This is a genomic window from Nocardia puris, assembly GCF_036051655.1.
GTDB classification, from domain to species: domain Bacteria; phylum Actinomycetota; class Actinomycetes; order Mycobacteriales; family Mycobacteriaceae; genus Nocardia; species Nocardia puris.
In genome coordinates this window covers 3393975-3409016 of the sequence record NZ_CP107943.1, presented here as the reverse complement: position 1 = coordinate 3409016, position 15042 = coordinate 3393975, and the positions used below count along the sequence as shown (strand labels likewise).

Below are 15042 nucleotides of genomic sequence, written 5' to 3'. Positions count from 1 at the left end.
CCACACGAGCACTTCAATGTAACGCTGGAACCATGACCATCGACGAGATCATCACCTACCTCGAATCCCTCGGCGGCACCCTCGTCCTGCGCCCGACCGAGGGCGACGGCTCCCCGGAGATCGCCTGGGGCGACGTCTTCTTCTACTACGCGCCCGACGGCAACGTCCCCACCACAACCCAACCCTTCGCCACGATCGTCACCAAGGACTACCCCGACGAACCGGCCTCCCGCCTCGACCGCCCCGGCGCCTTCCGCCTCAACATCAACGCGGGCCGCGACGCCTTCGTCCACCACACCGGCCACACACCCCGCGAAACCCCGAACCACCCCTTCGACCCAACCGCCGAAGACACCCTGTTCCCCCACCCGACCTACTTCTCAGCAGCCTGGCTCTCGGTCGTCAACCCCGGACCCGGCACTTCGGCCTCCGTCAACGACCTCCTGCACTCCGCCCACGAACGCGCCCGTGCTCGATACGAGCGCAAGGGGTAGTGCGTGGCGAACCCACCCGGCAAGGGGCACGCCCGCGATACACACCACGCCCGTTATCGGACGCCCCTGCGGTTGCCGACCAGGCCGTCACGGGCAGCCTCGTCACCTCCATTCCGACGCGAACCGGGTCGGGGTGTCGCCGCTCCGCTCCGCCCCGGACGGATCCCATCCCGATCCGCGCCGAAATACTCAGCGCACCAAGGTGATTCCGGCGTCGGTGCCGTCGCGCGTCCCACCGCGCCGGGTCGGATATGGCGGGCCACGCCACGTCCGCAGCCACCCGCCGGAACTGGCCACAGCGCATCCAGCGACGGCCGCGCGTCCCCGACCTCTTCGATCTGCCTGCTGGTCAGATGTCCACCTCGACCTCGACCTGACCCGACGAGGGCACTACGGTCCAGGATCGTGGGCCAGCCTCCGGAAGAATCGACACCGCCGACTATCTTTCGATCTTCGTGGGCCCGTTGGGCAGAGATGTTGTTGTTGGGCTTGATAGCGGTCGGGGGCGGCTGGTTGCTACTCGTGACGACCACGCCCGGCTCGCCGCTGATGTTTCCCGTGGTGGCGCCGATCATCGTAGGATCCCTCGCCCTCCTTCTCGTGCTGGACCGCGTCATCCGTCCCACACCAGAACTGGTAGTCGATGATCAGGGGCTGACGTTCAGCCCATTCGGCCGAATCCCGTGGGCTGCGATATCGCGCATCCATCTGATCACGGCCCACGGCACGAGGTACCTGGCCGTCGAACTGGTCGATCGCGGCCCGAAGGTCACCGAAAGCCGTTGGCCCAGATGGATTCTCGGACCGATAGGCAGACTTGCGGCCGGCTACCCGCGCACCCTCGCGGAACGCTGGCTACGCCCGGTATCGCTGGACGACATCGCCGCCGAACTACACAGCCGAAACCCCAGCCTGATCATCACAAGATCCGAACGCGGAGGCTTTCGACGCACTCGTCCGTAGCCGCTCGACCAGGCGAGTCAGGATGGTCACCGCCAATGGTCCGCGCGGGCGATGCCCTGACGCCAGTGACAAGTCGCCGCAGGTCAGGCGATCTGCATCAGCGGATGAGCTGCATCCGGTCAGAGCAAGCCATTGGAGCGCGCCCATGTCGGGAATTCGGATCCCTTGCAGGGCAGCCGCAATCCACTGTCATCCAACATATCGACCAGGTTCGAGGTCTCGCCTTCGGTGAGTTTGCCGTCGCTGCAGGCGCCCGCGAGCAGCCACAGCGTGCCGTGGACTTCCAGCCCGTGGTTCCTGGCCACCTTGATAGACGCCCGATCGTCGGTGATCGCGATACCGTTCAACAGCTCCGCCGCAGCGAAGACACTCGCCTCTCCCATATCGCGACTGCCTGCACCGATGCGCCGGACTCACCCGTCGAACGCGAGAAGTGCTTCGGCCGTGTCGAGTTGCTCGACGCTCAGCCGATCCGCTTCCGACGCACGGCGATTCCGGATACTGTCCGCAGCCGCCTCGCAGCTCCTCACGGACGAACTCCGTGGTCGAGCATTCATACTCGACCAGAACACATCCCAGAACATCCACGCGGTCGATGCGGGCGAAGCGCGCGAGACACGTTGTGTCGAAGACGAGCCGAGATCGTTCGCTCACGGCTCGTCCGCGCTGTCATCCTCCACGCCCAAGTCGTCGCGCGTGACCTGGCCGTGCATCAGCTCGATCACCCGCGCGACCGTGATCAGGTTGCCGGTCCACGCGGTGAGGACCGCATCGGCATACCCCGGTGGCACCCGTACTCGATCGAAGTCCGGGGGCGGAGTCCATTCGACCGCCTGTCTGATCTCGGCGTGCGTCGGCTTCGACGACGACAGCCAGCGGACCTCGTCCGAGGGGTCGATCAAGCCGGCAACGATGGCCTGCCTGATCGCCAACGTCCACGATGTGCGATACCTGGCCGCGAGCTCGATCAGGTAGGCGCGCGGGTCCCCGGTCGGCGGACCGCTCTGCCGGATCGCCGCCACCGGCAGCAGGAGTTCGGCGGCGAACGCATCGATGACCGCCTCTCGGTCGCGCCTGGCCGAGGCGACGCCGCCACCCAGGTCGCTCGAGTACTCGTCACCGAGCACCATGTGCCCGAGTTCGTGCGCCGCGGTCGCCCGCCGCCGCCCGGGATCACGCGTACTGCTGACCACCGCGACCGCGAGGTCGTCCTCGATCAGCGAGGCGCCGTCACCGGGAACGTCGACCACGAGCACGAGCTGGCCGGCCTTTTCGCACACCGACATCATCGTTTCGATGGGCCCCCGATCGAGACCCAGCTGCTTTCGCGTCCAGTTCGCCACACCACGCGCGTCGTCCGCGGTCTCGACGCTGCCTGGGTAACGCAACAGGGACGGCGGTTTCCACGAACCGAAGCCGAGGACATCCCGGACATCGCGCAACCACGCCGCCAGAACTGCCTCGACGCGATAGGACACTTGTGCCGTGGGCGAATTCGTATCGTCGACCAGCGGTGTCCGCTGGGAGATCACCTTCGGCCGAGCGTGGAGGAAGTGCCCCAACGGCATGCCCAGTTCGGTAGCCAGCCGCGTCAGTTCCACCGCACTGATCTGCCGCGCGCCCGCCTCGATCTTGGTGATCTTGCTGCGCTCCAGCCCGACACGCTGCGCCAACTCCCCCTGGGAGAACCCCGCGGCGAGCCGGCTCTCGCGTACGCGATCGCCGATCTCCGCCCACAGGCTTTCGTCCACCATGGTGCGATTTCGCACACCAGCGCCGTGCCGTCACCCGTCTCAGCAGTACGAATTCCGGGGATCTCGTCGGCCCGATAGGCAGGGTGGAGTGAACGCCGCCGACAGACAATCCTGTGTCCTCTGGGCTGACCATCGATGCGCAGGCCTTCAGAGCTTCCGGGCGGGTCACATCCTCACAGAGGCTAGTCCTCGGGCATTCCGACGATGCCGAACACGACGAAGAGCGCCACCACCACGACGAGCAGCAGCCCACCGACGACGATTCCGCCGATCGCAAGAGTTCTGCCCTGCTCACCGGTCCGGTTGATCTGTTGCAGCGCGATGATCCCGAGCGCGATCCCCGCGATCGACGCGAGCAGAGTAGCCGCGCCGAAGAAGAGCGCGCTCGCGGCGAGCCCGACCACCGGAGCAGCCACTGCGCCGATCGCCAGCCCGTTCGTACCGGGCCGTATGCCGAAACGCTCACTCATCCGTCGATGGGTAACGCCCGCCGTCGCGGCGCCTACTCCCTGGATTCAGACCCACGACTCCGCCCCATCCACCACGATGATGCGAGCGGAGAGGGCTGGGCACGTTGCGTTGAGGACGAGCCCACCGGATCGGGTCGGAACGTCAGACGTTGAACCTGAACTCGACCACGTCCCCGTCCACCATCACGTAATCCTTCCCCTCCATCCGCACTTTGCCCGCGGCCTTGGCGGCCGCCATGGAACCGGCGGCGACGAGGTCGGTGAAGGCGACGACTTCGGCTTTGATGAAGCCGCGTTCGAAGTCGGTGTGGATGACGCCGGCGGCTTTGGGGGCGGTGTCGCCTTGGTGGATGGTCCAGGCGCGGGCTTCTTTGGGGCCCGCGGTGAGGTAGGTCTGGAGGCCGAGGGTGTGGAAGCCGGCGCGGGCCAGTGCGTGCAGGCCGGGTTCGGTCTGGCCGATGGATTCGAGGAGTTCGGCGGCGGATTCGTCGTCGAGTTCGAGGAGTTCGGCTTCGACCTTGGCGTCGAGGAAGACGGCGTCGGCGGGGGCGACGGAGGCCGTCAGTTCGGCGATCTTGGCCTCGTCGGTGAGGACGGACTCGTCGGCGTTGAAGACGTAGAGGAAGGGCTTGGTGGTGAGCAGCGACAGCTCTTTGAGCAGGTCGGTGTCGACCTCGCCCTGCGCGGCGAAGAGGGTCTTGCCGCCGTTGAGGATCTCCTGGGCGGCCTTGGCGGCGTCGGCGACCGGCTTGCGGTCCTTCTTGACCTTCGCCTCCTTGTCGAGGCGCACGACGGCCTTCTCCAGGGTCTGCAGGTCGGCGAGGATCAGCTCGGTCTCGATGACCTCGATGTCGGCGGACGGGTCGACGCGCCCGTCCACGTGCACCACGTCGTCGTCGGCGAACACGCGCACCACCTGGCAGATGGCGTCGGCCTCGCGGATATTGGCGAGGAACTTGTTGCCCAGGCCCGCGCCCTCGGAGGCGCCCTTCACGATGCCGGCGATGTCGACGAACGACACGGTGGCGGGCACGATGCGTTCGGAACCGAAGATCTTCGCCAGCTCGTCGAGCCGCGGATCGGGCAGCGGCACCACGCCGACGTTCGGCTCGATCGTCGCGAACGGGTAGTTCGCCGCCAGCACGTCGTTCTTGGTCAGCGCGTTGAACAGCGTCGACTTTCCGACGTTGGGCAGGCCGACGATTCCGAGGGTGAGACTCACGAGATGGGGAGTCTACGCGCTGGTCTCCGCCCCTCGGACGTCGCCGTCCGCCGGATCCAGCTACCGGCCGAGGGAGCAGGCGCTGCCGACCCGCTCTCGGATCGGGATGCGACGCGAAGCCCGACGTCCCCACTCACGGAACCAGCACGACCTTCCCCAGATTCGCCCGCCCGGCGATCACCGCGTGCGCCTCTCCCGCGTCGTCCAACACGAACTCGGCGTGCACGGCGGGACGCAGCTGACCGGAGGCGAAGTACTGCCAAAGCTCTTGGCGCAGGTCGTCGTACACCTCGGGCGCCAGGCGCGCGATCTGGAAACCGATGATCGACTTGGCGTCGGTGAGCAGGTCGTCGGTGCCGACGGCGCCGCCACCGGAGCCGAACGCGACAAGTCGCCCACCCGGAGCGAGCGCGGACAGTGCCGGTGCCAGATGCCCGACACCGTCGAGGGCGTAGTCGACCGGCTCGGCCGGCGGCTCGGCGTAGACGATCACGTCGTCCACGCCGAGGTCGCGCAGGAAATCGCCCTTGGCCGGATCGGAGACCGCCGCGACCACGCGCTTGGCGCCGCGCACCCGCGCCAACTGCACCGCGAGATGACCGACACCGCTCGCCGCAGCCGTGACCAGCGCCGATTCCCCCGATTGGGGACTCGCCGCGTCGAGTGCGCCGAGCGCGACCAGTCCACCGCGCACCAGGGCGACGGCGTCGACGGCCGACGCGCCGTCGGGGATCGGCGAGGCCAGATCCTCGCGCAGGATCGCGTACTCGGCGTAGGCGTGCCCGGTACAGAGCCCGGTGACGCGGAAGCCGGGCGCGCAGGTGGTGACGCCCTCGCCGACCGCGATCACCTCGCCCGCGATCTCACCGGCGAGCACGGCCGGGTCGCGCACGACGGGCAGGGTGACGCCGATCGCGTCGACCTTCACCAGAAGTTCGCCGGCACCGGGCACCGGTGTCTCCGCCGTCTCCGGTTCGAGCACGTCACGACCACCATGGCGCTCATAACGGATTCGACGCATGACACCTCCACTCTTCCAGGACCGCGTAACGGTAACCGTCTGGCAACCGCATCTCACAGGCCGTGACCGGCCCGTGTGCGCGATCTCACCGCCCCGGTGAGCGCGGCGCGCGCCACTGCGCGAGCCCGCTCGAAGCCGTTTGCGGATCGCCCGCACGGGCGTACCGTGACGCGTATGGAGCCCACCACGGAGGTGGTGAGAGCACGCCCCGCGCCCGCGCTGGCCGGCTTCATCGACCACTACCTCGGCTACCGGATGACCGGTTACGCACCCGGTCTGCACCGAGGGCTGCCATCACGCCACATGACGTTCATCGTCGCGATCGGCCCGACCATAGATGTGGTGGCGCAGACCGATCCGGCACAAAGTCCGCAGGATTACCGCTGTGTGCTCAGCGGGTTGCAGGCGGCCTCGGCCTCGATCTCCCACACCGGGAATCAGGAGGGCGTCGCGATCGCGCTCACACCGTTGGGGTGCCGCACGCTGTTCAGTGCCCCCGCCCGCGCGCTGTGGAACATCTCGCTCGAATTCTCCGATCTGGTGGGCAACGTCGGGGACGAACTGTGGGAGCGCTTGCAGGGCCCGGCACCGTGGTCGCGGCGCTTCGCCATCTGCGACGAGGTGCTGACCGGGCTCGCCCACCCGGACCGCGCCGTGGGGCCCGAGCTCACCTGGGCTTGGCGCACCGTCACCCGCACCGACGGCACCGTGCCGATCGGTGCGCTCGCCGAGCGCGTCGGCTGGAGCAGACAACACCTGACCCGCCGGTTCGCGGCGGAATTCGGGCTCGGCCCGAAGCTGGCGGCGCGCATCGCCCGGTTCGAGAAGGCGCGGCGAATGCTGGAACGCACGCCCTCGTTCGTCACCATCGCGCAGGTCGCGGCCAGCTGCGGGTACTACGACCAGGCGCACCTGAACCGCGACTTCGCCGAGCTCGCCGGATGCAGCCCGACGGTGTGGCTGGGCGAGGAGATTCCATCCGTCCAAGACGAACCCGACCTGCGCGGATGAGGCTGAGACCATGACGAATACGACGAACACCACCCGTACCGCACTCTGGCCCTGTCTGTCGTTCCGCGATGCGCGGGCAATGGTCGACTTCCTCGTGAACGCCTTCGGTTTCCAGCAGACCGCGCTCTACGCGCGCGAAGGCGACCCATCCATCGTCGAACACGGTGAACTGCGCTGGCCGCTGGGCGGCGGCCTCATGTTCGGCAGCGCCGACAAGGACGACAGCCCGTTCAGCCGCCCGCCCGGCACCGACACTATTTACCTGGTCTGCGAGCACCCCGACGACCTGTTCGCCCGCGCAACGGCGGCCGGGGCCGAGGTCGTGCGCGGGATGCGCGATGAGGACTACGGCTCGCGCGGGTTCAGCGTGCGGGATCCGGAGGGCAATATCTGGAGCTTCGGGACGTACTGGGGCGAGTGATCTCCGGCGAGGTGTTGCGGTCGCGCGCGGGCTCGCGATGTTGAGGTGTGGAGCGGTTGGCTTCCACCTGCGGGCCCGCGGCGCGGGAGCGTCCGGACCGATCGGCACGGGGCGCGGTGGTGCCGGCCGTGAGCGATACGCGACCGGAGGCTGCTGATGATCACCGAAACACCCGTTCACCGCCGGGGTGACGGCATGTCCGGGAACGGGCGCGGTGATCGCGCGGCGCGGAGTCCCGGGAGATCCGCGGTGCGGACGCGCGGTTCGCGCTGCGTGGACGGGCCGTCGTGAACGACCGTCGCCCGGCCCGTGAGGTGCAGGTGTTGGTCGTGGGTGCGGGGCCCGCCGGGTTGACCGCGGCCGCGACGCTGGCCCGATACGGCGTGTCGACGTTGCTCGTGGACCGGCGCGCGGAGGTGGGTGCGGCGCCGCGCGCGACCGTGATCAGCCTGCGGTCGATGGAGATCTTCCGTGCGATGGGGTTGGAAGCCGAATTGCGTGGCGGCTCAGTCGATGTGGAGATGCTGGCCTGGCGATGTCGCACGCTCGCCGAGGTGGGGAACGGTGAGGCGTCCGATGTCGGGTTTCCGTCGCGCGGGCGGGCGGCGCGGCTGAGTCCCACCACACCGTTGTGCGCGCCGCAGGACCATCTCGAGCGGGTGCTGTCGCGCTATGTGGGCGCGTTGGCACCGGTCGAGGTGCGACGCGGGGTGGAACTCGTGGATCTGGAGGTCGGGCCGGACGGAGTGGACGCGCGGCTCTCGGATTCGACCCAGGTGCACGCGCGGTACCTCATCGCCGCCGACGGCGCGCACAGCACGGTGCGGAGCATGCTGGACATCGGAATGACCGGCCCACCAACAGAATTGACCGGGTTCACCGTCGTGATGCGGGCGCCTTTGTGGGATCGGATCGGGCCGCACCGGTATCTGATCTACAGCGTCGGTGCACCCGGAGCGGAGGGCGTATTCATTCCGGCGGGACCCGCCGACAGGTGGGTGTACGCGGCCGAGACCACCGCACCGGACTCGGAAGCCGCGGCGCTGGAACGTATTCGGGTCGCAGCCGGCGATGCTTCGCTGAGCGCGGAGATTCACGGCATCCACCGAGTGACCGCTGTTTCCCAACTCGCCGAACGCTTCCGGCACGACTCGGCGTTCCTGGTGGGCGATGCGGCGCACCGGGTGACGCCGCGCGGTGCCACCGGCATGAACACCGCCGTCCACGATGGCTTCGACCTCGGCTGGAAGCTGGGCTGGGTGCTCGCGGGGTGGGCACCCCCGCACCTGCTCGACACCTACGAGGCCGAGCGCCGCCCCGTCGCCGAACACAACGTGGCGCGCTCCGCCGACCCGACGGGCTCGTGGCGCAGTGCCGAACAGGAACTGCGCGCCGACCTCGGCGGCCGGCTCCCCCACGCCCGCCTGCGCGACGGCAGATCGACGCTGGACCTGCTCGGGCCGGGCTTGACGATCCTGCGCCGCCGCGCACCCGGCCGTCCACCGCCGCGCACTCCCGACAGCGCGGCCATGATCACGCGTCTGGTGGACGAAAAAGCCTCCCGGGCAATCGGACTCGATGAGAACGGCGTGATCGTCCGGCCCGACGGGAAGTACGTCCGCACTGCGCGCGCGGCCCGCATCAGGCACACGGCCCAATCAGACGCCGCCGTGCGCTGAGCCCGCGCCCGCCGCCTTCCGCACAAGCCCCCAACCTCACCGCCCACCCAACCCCGACATCGCCGTCCCGCGCAGGAACGCCCGCTGCGCGACGGCGTACACCGCGACCAACGGCGCGAGAATCACCATCGCCGCCGCCATCAGCAGCGGCCACTGCGAGTAGTACTGCCCTTGCAGGCGCACCAGACCCAAAGTGGCGGTGGCGTATTCATTCCGCTGGATCATCACCAGCGGCCAGAGGAAGTCGTTCCACACGGTGATCCAGGTGAGGACCGCCAGGACCATGAGGGCCGGGCGGGTGTGCGGGAGCAGGACGCGCCAGTAGACCTGCCAGGTGGTGCAGCCGTCGAGGATGGCCGCCTCCTCCAGTTCGTCGGGGAGCGTACGGAAGAACTGCCGCATGAGGTAGGTGCCGAAGGCGCTGCCGAACAGGCCGGGCACGATCATCGACCACGGCGTGTCCACCCACCCGAAGGCCCGCATGAGCAGGAACTGCGGGATAACGGTGACGGTGAGCGGCACCATCAGCGTGGCGAGGTATGCCAGGAACAGCACGTCCCGCCCGCGAAACCGCAAGCGCGCGAACGCGTATCCGGCCAGCGAGCAGAAGAACACCTGCCCCGCCGTGACGCACGCGGCGTAGACAGCGGTGTTGAGCAGCATCCGGCCCATCGGCAGCACCTCGAACACCCGCCCGAAGTTGGACCACCGCGGGCTCTCGGGCAGCACCGCCGGCTCGACGATCTCGCCGTCGGACTTCAACGCCCCCGACAGCGCCCACAGGATCGGCCCCAGCGCGCACCACGCGACGGCCACCAGCGCGAGGTAGACGCAGATGCCCTGCACCACCCTGCGCCGAACCCCCTGCTCGGCCCGGCCCTTCGGCATCACCGCCGGTCACCGGTCGCGGGCCGCCCGGACCCGGGTCCGGGTGCCCCGACAGCGTTCGGCTCGGGCACTCGCGCCTCGCGAATCAGCACCCTCACAGGTCACTCTCCGCCCGCCGCGCCAATCGCAGCTGGATCACCGTGAGCACCAGGAGAATCCCGAAGATCACCCACGCCAGCGCTGAGGCGTACCCGACCTCGTAGAACCCGAAGGCGTGCTGGAACAACATGATTCCCAGCAGGTACGTCCCCGTCTCCGGTCCGCCGTTGCCGCCGGTGAGCGCGTACGCCTGGTCAAACGCCTGCACCGAATTGATCACCGTGATCACGAAGACGAACGAGAGCGGTCCCCGGATGAGCGGCAGCGTGATCGACCGGAACCTCCGCAGCACACCCGCCCCGTCGATCTTCGCCGCCTCGTACAGCGTTTCGGGCACACCCTGCATCGCGGCCAACAGGATGACGGTCGCGAACGGCAGGCTCTTCCACACCGTGACGATGCTCAACGAGACCAGCGCCCAATCCGGATCGGTCAGCCAAGGCACGGCCGGTACGCCCGCCCAGCCGAGCATCACGTTCAGCAGCCCGCCGTCTGTGGTGAACATGAACCGCCACACCACCGCCATCGCCACAGTCGAAGCGACCAGCGGCAGGAACGCCATGGTCCGGAATACGCCTATCCCCGGCACTTTTCGATTGAGCAGACCCGCGATCCCCAACCCGATCACTACGGTCGGCACCAAGGTCAGCACCGTGAATACGGCGGTATTGCGCAGCGCGATGAGGAACAGCGGATCGGAGCCGAACAACCGACGGTAGTTCCGCAGTCCGACGAACTGCGGCGGGCTGAACAGATCCCACGAGTGGAAGCTCAGGTACAGCGAGAACACCAGCGGAAACACCAGGAACACCAGCACCGCCAGCAGATTCGGCGCGATGAACAACCACCCCGCCCGCTCCCGGGTCCGCGCGAGCGCGCCGGGACGTCCACCGGTGTCCGCCGAAGCCGGTGCCACCGCGCGCTTCTGCGACGCGCCGAGAACCCCCGCTCTCATCGCGCCTCCAGCAAAGCGTTCACGTCCGCCGTGAATCCGCCGCCCAGCGACTCCGCCGTCGCCGCGCCTCGCAGCACCCGGTTCCCGCCGCGCTCGAGCAGCGCCGACACCTTCCCCCACGTCGGCGTAATCGGCAGTGCCCGTGAACTTTCCGGCCCTTCGGTCAGCACCGCCAGGTTCGCGATATCGCGATGCGCCCGCGCGAACCCCGGCGACGCCATCGCCGATTTCAACACCGGCACGAACAATCCCGACGCCGCCACGATCTCCTGCCCCACCGGCCCCGTCGCGAACTTCACGAATTCCCAGGCCTGTTCGATACGCGGACTGTCGGCGGCGATGGCGAGCCCGGTGCAGCCCACGTCGGTGATCGCCCCGGGTCCACCGTCCGGACCGACCGGCAGTACCGTCAGATCGATGGGCAGGCCCTCGATCCCGGCGAATTCCGAATACAGCCAGTGCCCGCCCAACGCCACCCCGGCCCGCCCGCGCCGGAACAGATCGGGCGCCGAAATCGACTGCCGGTCATCGACTCTCGGCGCGACACGGTGCCGCACGGCAAGGTCGGCGTAGAACTGGAATCCCGCCGCGAATCCCGGGTCGTCGAAGTTGGCGCGCACCGGATCGACCGGGGGCGTGAACCATTCCGACCCGTTGTTCATGCCGAAGCAGGCGGCGGAGAAGTAGGGCACCCACGCGTCGGCGAAACCCCATCGCGTGCTGCGCCCGTCGTGCCGGGTGAGCGCGCGCGTGGCGTCCAGGAACTCCTCGTAGGTCCAGGCGTCGCGCCACCGCGCGGGCGGGCGCACACCGGCCGCAGCGCACAGGTCGCGGTTGTAATAGAGGAACACCCCGGACCACTGCTCGGGCAAGGCGTACTGCCCGCCTCGATAGGCGAACGTGTCGTAGAGCGTGGCATAGCTGTCGGCCCGCAGCGCCGCCGCGTACTCCGGCTCGCGGTCCAGCAGCGTGTTCAGATCCAGCAGCACACCCCGCGCCGCCAGGCCCGCGTAGAGCAGTTCCCACGCCATCAGCACGTCGGGGCATTTGCCGCCCGCGCAGTAGGTGAGCATCTGTTGCAGCGGATCGGGCCCGGACATGATCGTCCGCACCCGGATGTCGGGGTGGCGCGCCCGGAACTCGTCGATGATCCGCAGCCGCACCCGTGCCTCCTCCGGGCGGGCCTGGAAGAAGAAGGTGAGCGCGTCGTCGTCGGCGCCGCAGCCGCCCGCGAGCAGCGGCGCGGCCAGTGCCGCGCCGATCAGCGTCCGCCTGCGGAACCGGGCGGGCGACGGCGGGATCGATTCCAGTGCGGCTTCCTCCGGCGACGGCGGGCTGCGGACCGGGTGGGAGCATACGTCCGGCGGCTGTCGCGGTGGCCGACGACACACGAACAATATTTAACGGTTGTCCGGCGGCGACCCGATACGGCACGGCCCCGAACGGCGATCGGCTACCTTTTCACCTGTTTTCCGCAAGATCCTGTGCGTTTCGCAGGGGAGAGTAGGGCAGATGGCGACAATCGAATATCTGCGGACCGACCCCGGCCTGCCGCCCGTCGGCGTGGTCGACCGGACTCCGATGACTCCGGCCAAGAAGGCCGTGTTCGCGGGGATCGCGATACTCGGTGCGCTCGCCTGGGCCATCCTGGCCCTGGCGCGCGGGGAGAACGTCAACGCGGTGTGGATCGTCATCGCCGCGGTCTGCACCTACGTCATCGCCTACCGCTTCTACTCGAAATTCATCGAGTGGAAGATCACCAAACCGCGCGACGACGTCGCCACCCCGGCCGAGATCCTGGAGAACGGCAAGGATTTCATGCCGATGGACCGGCGGGTGCTCTACGGACACCACTTCGCCGCCATCGCGGGCGCCGGACCGCTGGTCGGCCCGGTGCTGGCCGCGCAGATGGGCTACCTGCCCGGCACGATCTGGATCGTGGTCGGCGTGTGCGTGGCCGGAGCGGTGCAGGACTACCTGGTGCTGTGGGCCTCCACCAAGCGCCGGGGCCGCAGCCTCGGGCAGATGGCGCGCGACGAACTCGGCGCGGTCGGCGGCGTGGCGGCCATCGTCGGCATCCTCGTCATCATGATGATCCTGCTGGCGGTGCTGGCGCTGGTCGTCGTGAACGCGCTCGGCGAGAGCCCGTGGGGCGTGTTCTCCATCGCGATGACCATCCCGATCGCGCTGTTCATGGGCGTCTACTTGCGGTACCTGCGGCCCGGCCGGGTCGGTGAGGTCTCCGCGATCGGCCTGGTCCTGCTGCTGCTGGCCATCGTGTCCGGCGGCTGGGTGGCCGAAACCGACTGGGGCACGGACTGGTTCACGCTCTCGCGCACCACCATCGCGTGGCTGCTCATCGGGTACGGGTTCCTGGCCTCGGTGCTGCCGGTGTGGCTGCTGCTGGCCCCGCGCGACTACCTGTCCACGTTCATGAAGATCGGCACCATCGCGCTGCTGGCCGTCGGCATCCTCATCACCATGCCGGTGCTCAACGCGCCCGCCGTCTCCGACTTCGCCATCTCCGGCACCGGACCGGCGTTCGCGGGCAGCCTGTTCCCGTTCCTATTCATCACCATCGCCTGCGGCGCGCTCTCCGGTTTCCACGCGCTGGTGTCCTCGGGCACCACGCCGAAACTGCTGGAGAAGGAATCCAACGCCAGGATGATCGGCTACGGCGGCATGCTGACCGAATCGTTCGTCGCGGTCATGGCGATCATCACCGCCTGCATCATCGACCAGCACCTGTACTTTGCCATGAACGCGCCGCTGGGCCTCACCGGCGGCACTCCGGAATCGGCCGCCGACTACACCAACTCGCTCGGCCTGTCCGGCCCGCCCGCGACGCCGGAGACGTTCTCCCAAGCCGCCGAGGACGTCGGCGAGGCCAGCGTCATCTCCCGCACGGGCGGCGCGCCCACCCTGGCCGTCGGCATCGCCGAGGTGTTCCACCAGTTCCTGGGCGGCGAGAGCATGAAGTCGTTCTGGTACCACTTCGCGATCATGTTCGAGGCGCTGTTCATCCTCACCACCATCGACGCGGGCACCCGCGTGGCGCGGTTCATGATGTCGGACGCGCTGGGCAACTTCGGCGGCCCGCTGCGCAAGTTCAAGGACCCGTCCTGGCGGGTGGGCGCGTGGGTGTGCTCGCTGCTCGTGGTGGCCGCGTGGGGTTCCATCCTGCTGATGGGCGTCACCGATCCGCTGGGCGGCATCAACGCCCTGTTCCCGCTGTTCGGCATCGCCAACCAGCTGCTGGCGGCGGTCGCGCTGATGGTGGTGCTCACGATCATCGTGAAGAAGGGCCTGGTGAAATGGGCCTGGATTCCCGGCATCCCGCTGGTGTGGGACCTGATCGTGACGATGACCGCGTCCTGGCAGAAGATCTTCTCCGCCGACCCCAAGGTGGGTTACTGGAAGCAGCACAGCATCTGCCAGCAGGCAAAGGAGGCCGGGCAGCTGTGCCTCACCGCCAAGACGCCCGAGGAAGTCGACACCGTCATCCGCAACACCTTCATCCAGGGCACGCTGTCCATCGTGTTCGCCGGACTGGTACTGGTGGTCACGGTGGTGGGTGCGCTGGTATGCCTGAAGGCGTGGCGTTCCGGCGGCACGTCCACCACCGAGTCGCCGGAGGAGCCGTCGAAGATCTTCGCGCCCAGCGGGTTCTTCGCGACCCCGGCGGAGAAGGCGGTGCAGAAGGAATGGGACGAGCTGATCGCCTCGGGCAAGGTGCGCGCGCCCGGCGCGGCGCTCACGAAGGCGGAGACGCACGCGTGAACGTCCCCGCGCCGCGGGACGCCCGGTCCGGACCGGGCGTCCTGCGGCGCGCGGGCGCGGGTGCGCGCGGCCTGCTGCGCTGGTTCGACGCGATCGTCGGCGGGCAGGACTACCAGCGCTACGTGGCGCACCTGCGCCGCACGCATCCGGACCGTCCGATTCCGACCGAGCGGCAGTACTGGCGCGAGCGGCACGACGCCGCCGACCGCAACCCCTCGAACCGCTGTTGCTGAGGGCGCCGGCACGGCTTCCGCGCAGGTGAGGCCACGTTCCTCGTACGCGTCC

15 protein-coding genes are annotated in these 15042 nt (G+C 68.6%); 7 read left to right on the top strand and 8 right to left on the bottom strand.

The window, feature by feature from the left end:
• Window positions 1–32 precede the first annotated feature (32 nt).
• Entirely contained in the window at window positions 33–494 is a 462-nt protein-coding gene (locus OHB21_RS15565) for a DUF6194 family protein (RefSeq protein WP_195124771.1), read from the top strand.
• A 522-nt stretch (window positions 495–1016) separates the two neighbouring features.
• Entirely contained in the window at window positions 1017–1457 is a 441-nt protein-coding gene (locus OHB21_RS15560; protein ID WP_147265781.1) for a hypothetical protein, read from the top strand.
• Window positions 1458–1576: 119 nt separating this feature from the next.
• On the opposite strand, the gene OHB21_RS15555 is transcribed toward OHB21_RS15560, so the two are convergent.
• The 5 genes from OHB21_RS15555 to OHB21_RS15535 all read right to left on the bottom strand — a co-directional run bounded on the left by OHB21_RS15555 (window position 1577) and on the right by OHB21_RS15535 (window position 5924).
• A complete protein-coding gene (locus OHB21_RS15555; protein WP_067508374.1) occupies window positions 1577–1840 on the bottom strand; it encodes a hypothetical protein in 264 nt (87 codons plus the stop codon).
• Window positions 1841–2107: 267 nt separating this feature from the next.
• Window positions 2108–3226 (bottom strand): helix-turn-helix domain-containing protein, encoded by a 1119-nt coding sequence (locus OHB21_RS15550; protein WP_324196553.1) that lies wholly within the window; start codon window positions 3224–3226, stop codon window positions 2108–2110.
• A gap of 167 nt (window positions 3227–3393) precedes the next feature.
• Window positions 3394–3681 carry a DUF4190 domain-containing protein gene (locus tag OHB21_RS15545; protein WP_067508372.1) on the bottom strand — a complete coding sequence of 96 codons (288 nt, stop codon included), beginning with the start codon at window positions 3679–3681 and terminating at the stop codon, window positions 3394–3396.
• Window positions 3682–3823: 142 nt separating this feature from the next.
• A complete protein-coding gene (gene ychF / locus OHB21_RS15540) occupies window positions 3824–4903 on the bottom strand; it encodes a redox-regulated ATPase YchF (protein ID WP_067508370.1) in 1080 nt (359 codons plus the stop codon).
• 133 nt (window positions 4904–5036) lie between these two features.
• Complete coding sequence (locus OHB21_RS15535; protein WP_195124770.1) at window positions 5037–5924, bottom strand: quinone oxidoreductase family protein; 888 nt, start codon at window positions 5922–5924, stop codon at window positions 5037–5039.
• Between the two features lie 174 nt (window positions 5925–6098).
• Here OHB21_RS15535 and OHB21_RS15530 point away from each other — a divergent pair, with 174 nt between their 5' ends.
• From OHB21_RS15530 to OHB21_RS15520, 3 genes are all read left to right on the top strand, one after another.
• Entirely contained in the window at window positions 6099–6935 is an 837-nt protein-coding gene (locus OHB21_RS15530; RefSeq protein WP_067508365.1) for an AraC family transcriptional regulator, read from the top strand.
• 10 nt (window positions 6936–6945) lie between these two features.
• Complete coding sequence (locus tag OHB21_RS15525) at window positions 6946–7356, top strand: VOC family protein (protein ID WP_195124769.1); 411 nt, start codon at window positions 6946–6948, stop codon at window positions 7354–7356.
• A gap of 287 nt (window positions 7357–7643) precedes the next feature.
• Window positions 7644–9035 (top strand): FAD-dependent monooxygenase, encoded by a 1392-nt coding sequence (locus OHB21_RS15520; RefSeq protein ID WP_195124768.1) that lies wholly within the window; start codon window positions 7644–7646, stop codon window positions 9033–9035.
• A 36-nt stretch (window positions 9036–9071) separates the two neighbouring features.
• Here OHB21_RS15520 and OHB21_RS15515 read toward each other — a convergent pair whose 3' ends face one another.
• The 3 genes from OHB21_RS15515 to OHB21_RS15505 all read right to left on the bottom strand — a co-directional run bounded on the left by OHB21_RS15515 (window position 9072) and on the right by OHB21_RS15505 (window position 12278).
• On the bottom strand, window positions 9072–9923 hold the full coding sequence (locus tag OHB21_RS15515) for a carbohydrate ABC transporter permease (protein WP_195124767.1): 852 nt from the start codon (window positions 9921–9923) through the stop codon (window positions 9072–9074).
• Between the two features lie 94 nt (window positions 9924–10017).
• The gene (locus OHB21_RS15510) at window positions 10018–10977 is read right to left on the bottom strand and encodes a carbohydrate ABC transporter permease (protein ID WP_084537539.1); all 960 of its coding nucleotides are present in this window, start codon (window positions 10975–10977) and stop codon (window positions 10018–10020) included.
• Window positions 10974–12278 carry an ABC transporter substrate-binding protein gene (locus OHB21_RS15505; RefSeq protein ID WP_195124881.1) on the bottom strand — a complete coding sequence of 435 codons (1305 nt, stop codon included), beginning with the start codon at window positions 12276–12278 and terminating at the stop codon, window positions 10974–10976. Before OHB21_RS15505 ends, OHB21_RS15510 begins: the two co-directional genes overlap by 4 nt.
• A 211-nt stretch (window positions 12279–12489) precedes the next feature.
• On the opposite strand from OHB21_RS15505, the gene OHB21_RS15500 reads away from it, so the two are divergent.
• A complete protein-coding gene (locus OHB21_RS15500) occupies window positions 12490–14757 on the top strand; it encodes a carbon starvation CstA family protein (protein WP_067508356.1) in 2268 nt (755 codons plus the stop codon).
• Between the two features lie 41 nt (window positions 14758–14798).
• On the top strand, window positions 14799–14990 hold the full coding sequence (locus OHB21_RS15495; protein ID WP_228789499.1) for a YbdD/YjiX family protein: 192 nt from the start codon (window positions 14799–14801) through the stop codon (window positions 14988–14990).
• Window positions 14991–15042: the final 52 nt, after the last annotated feature.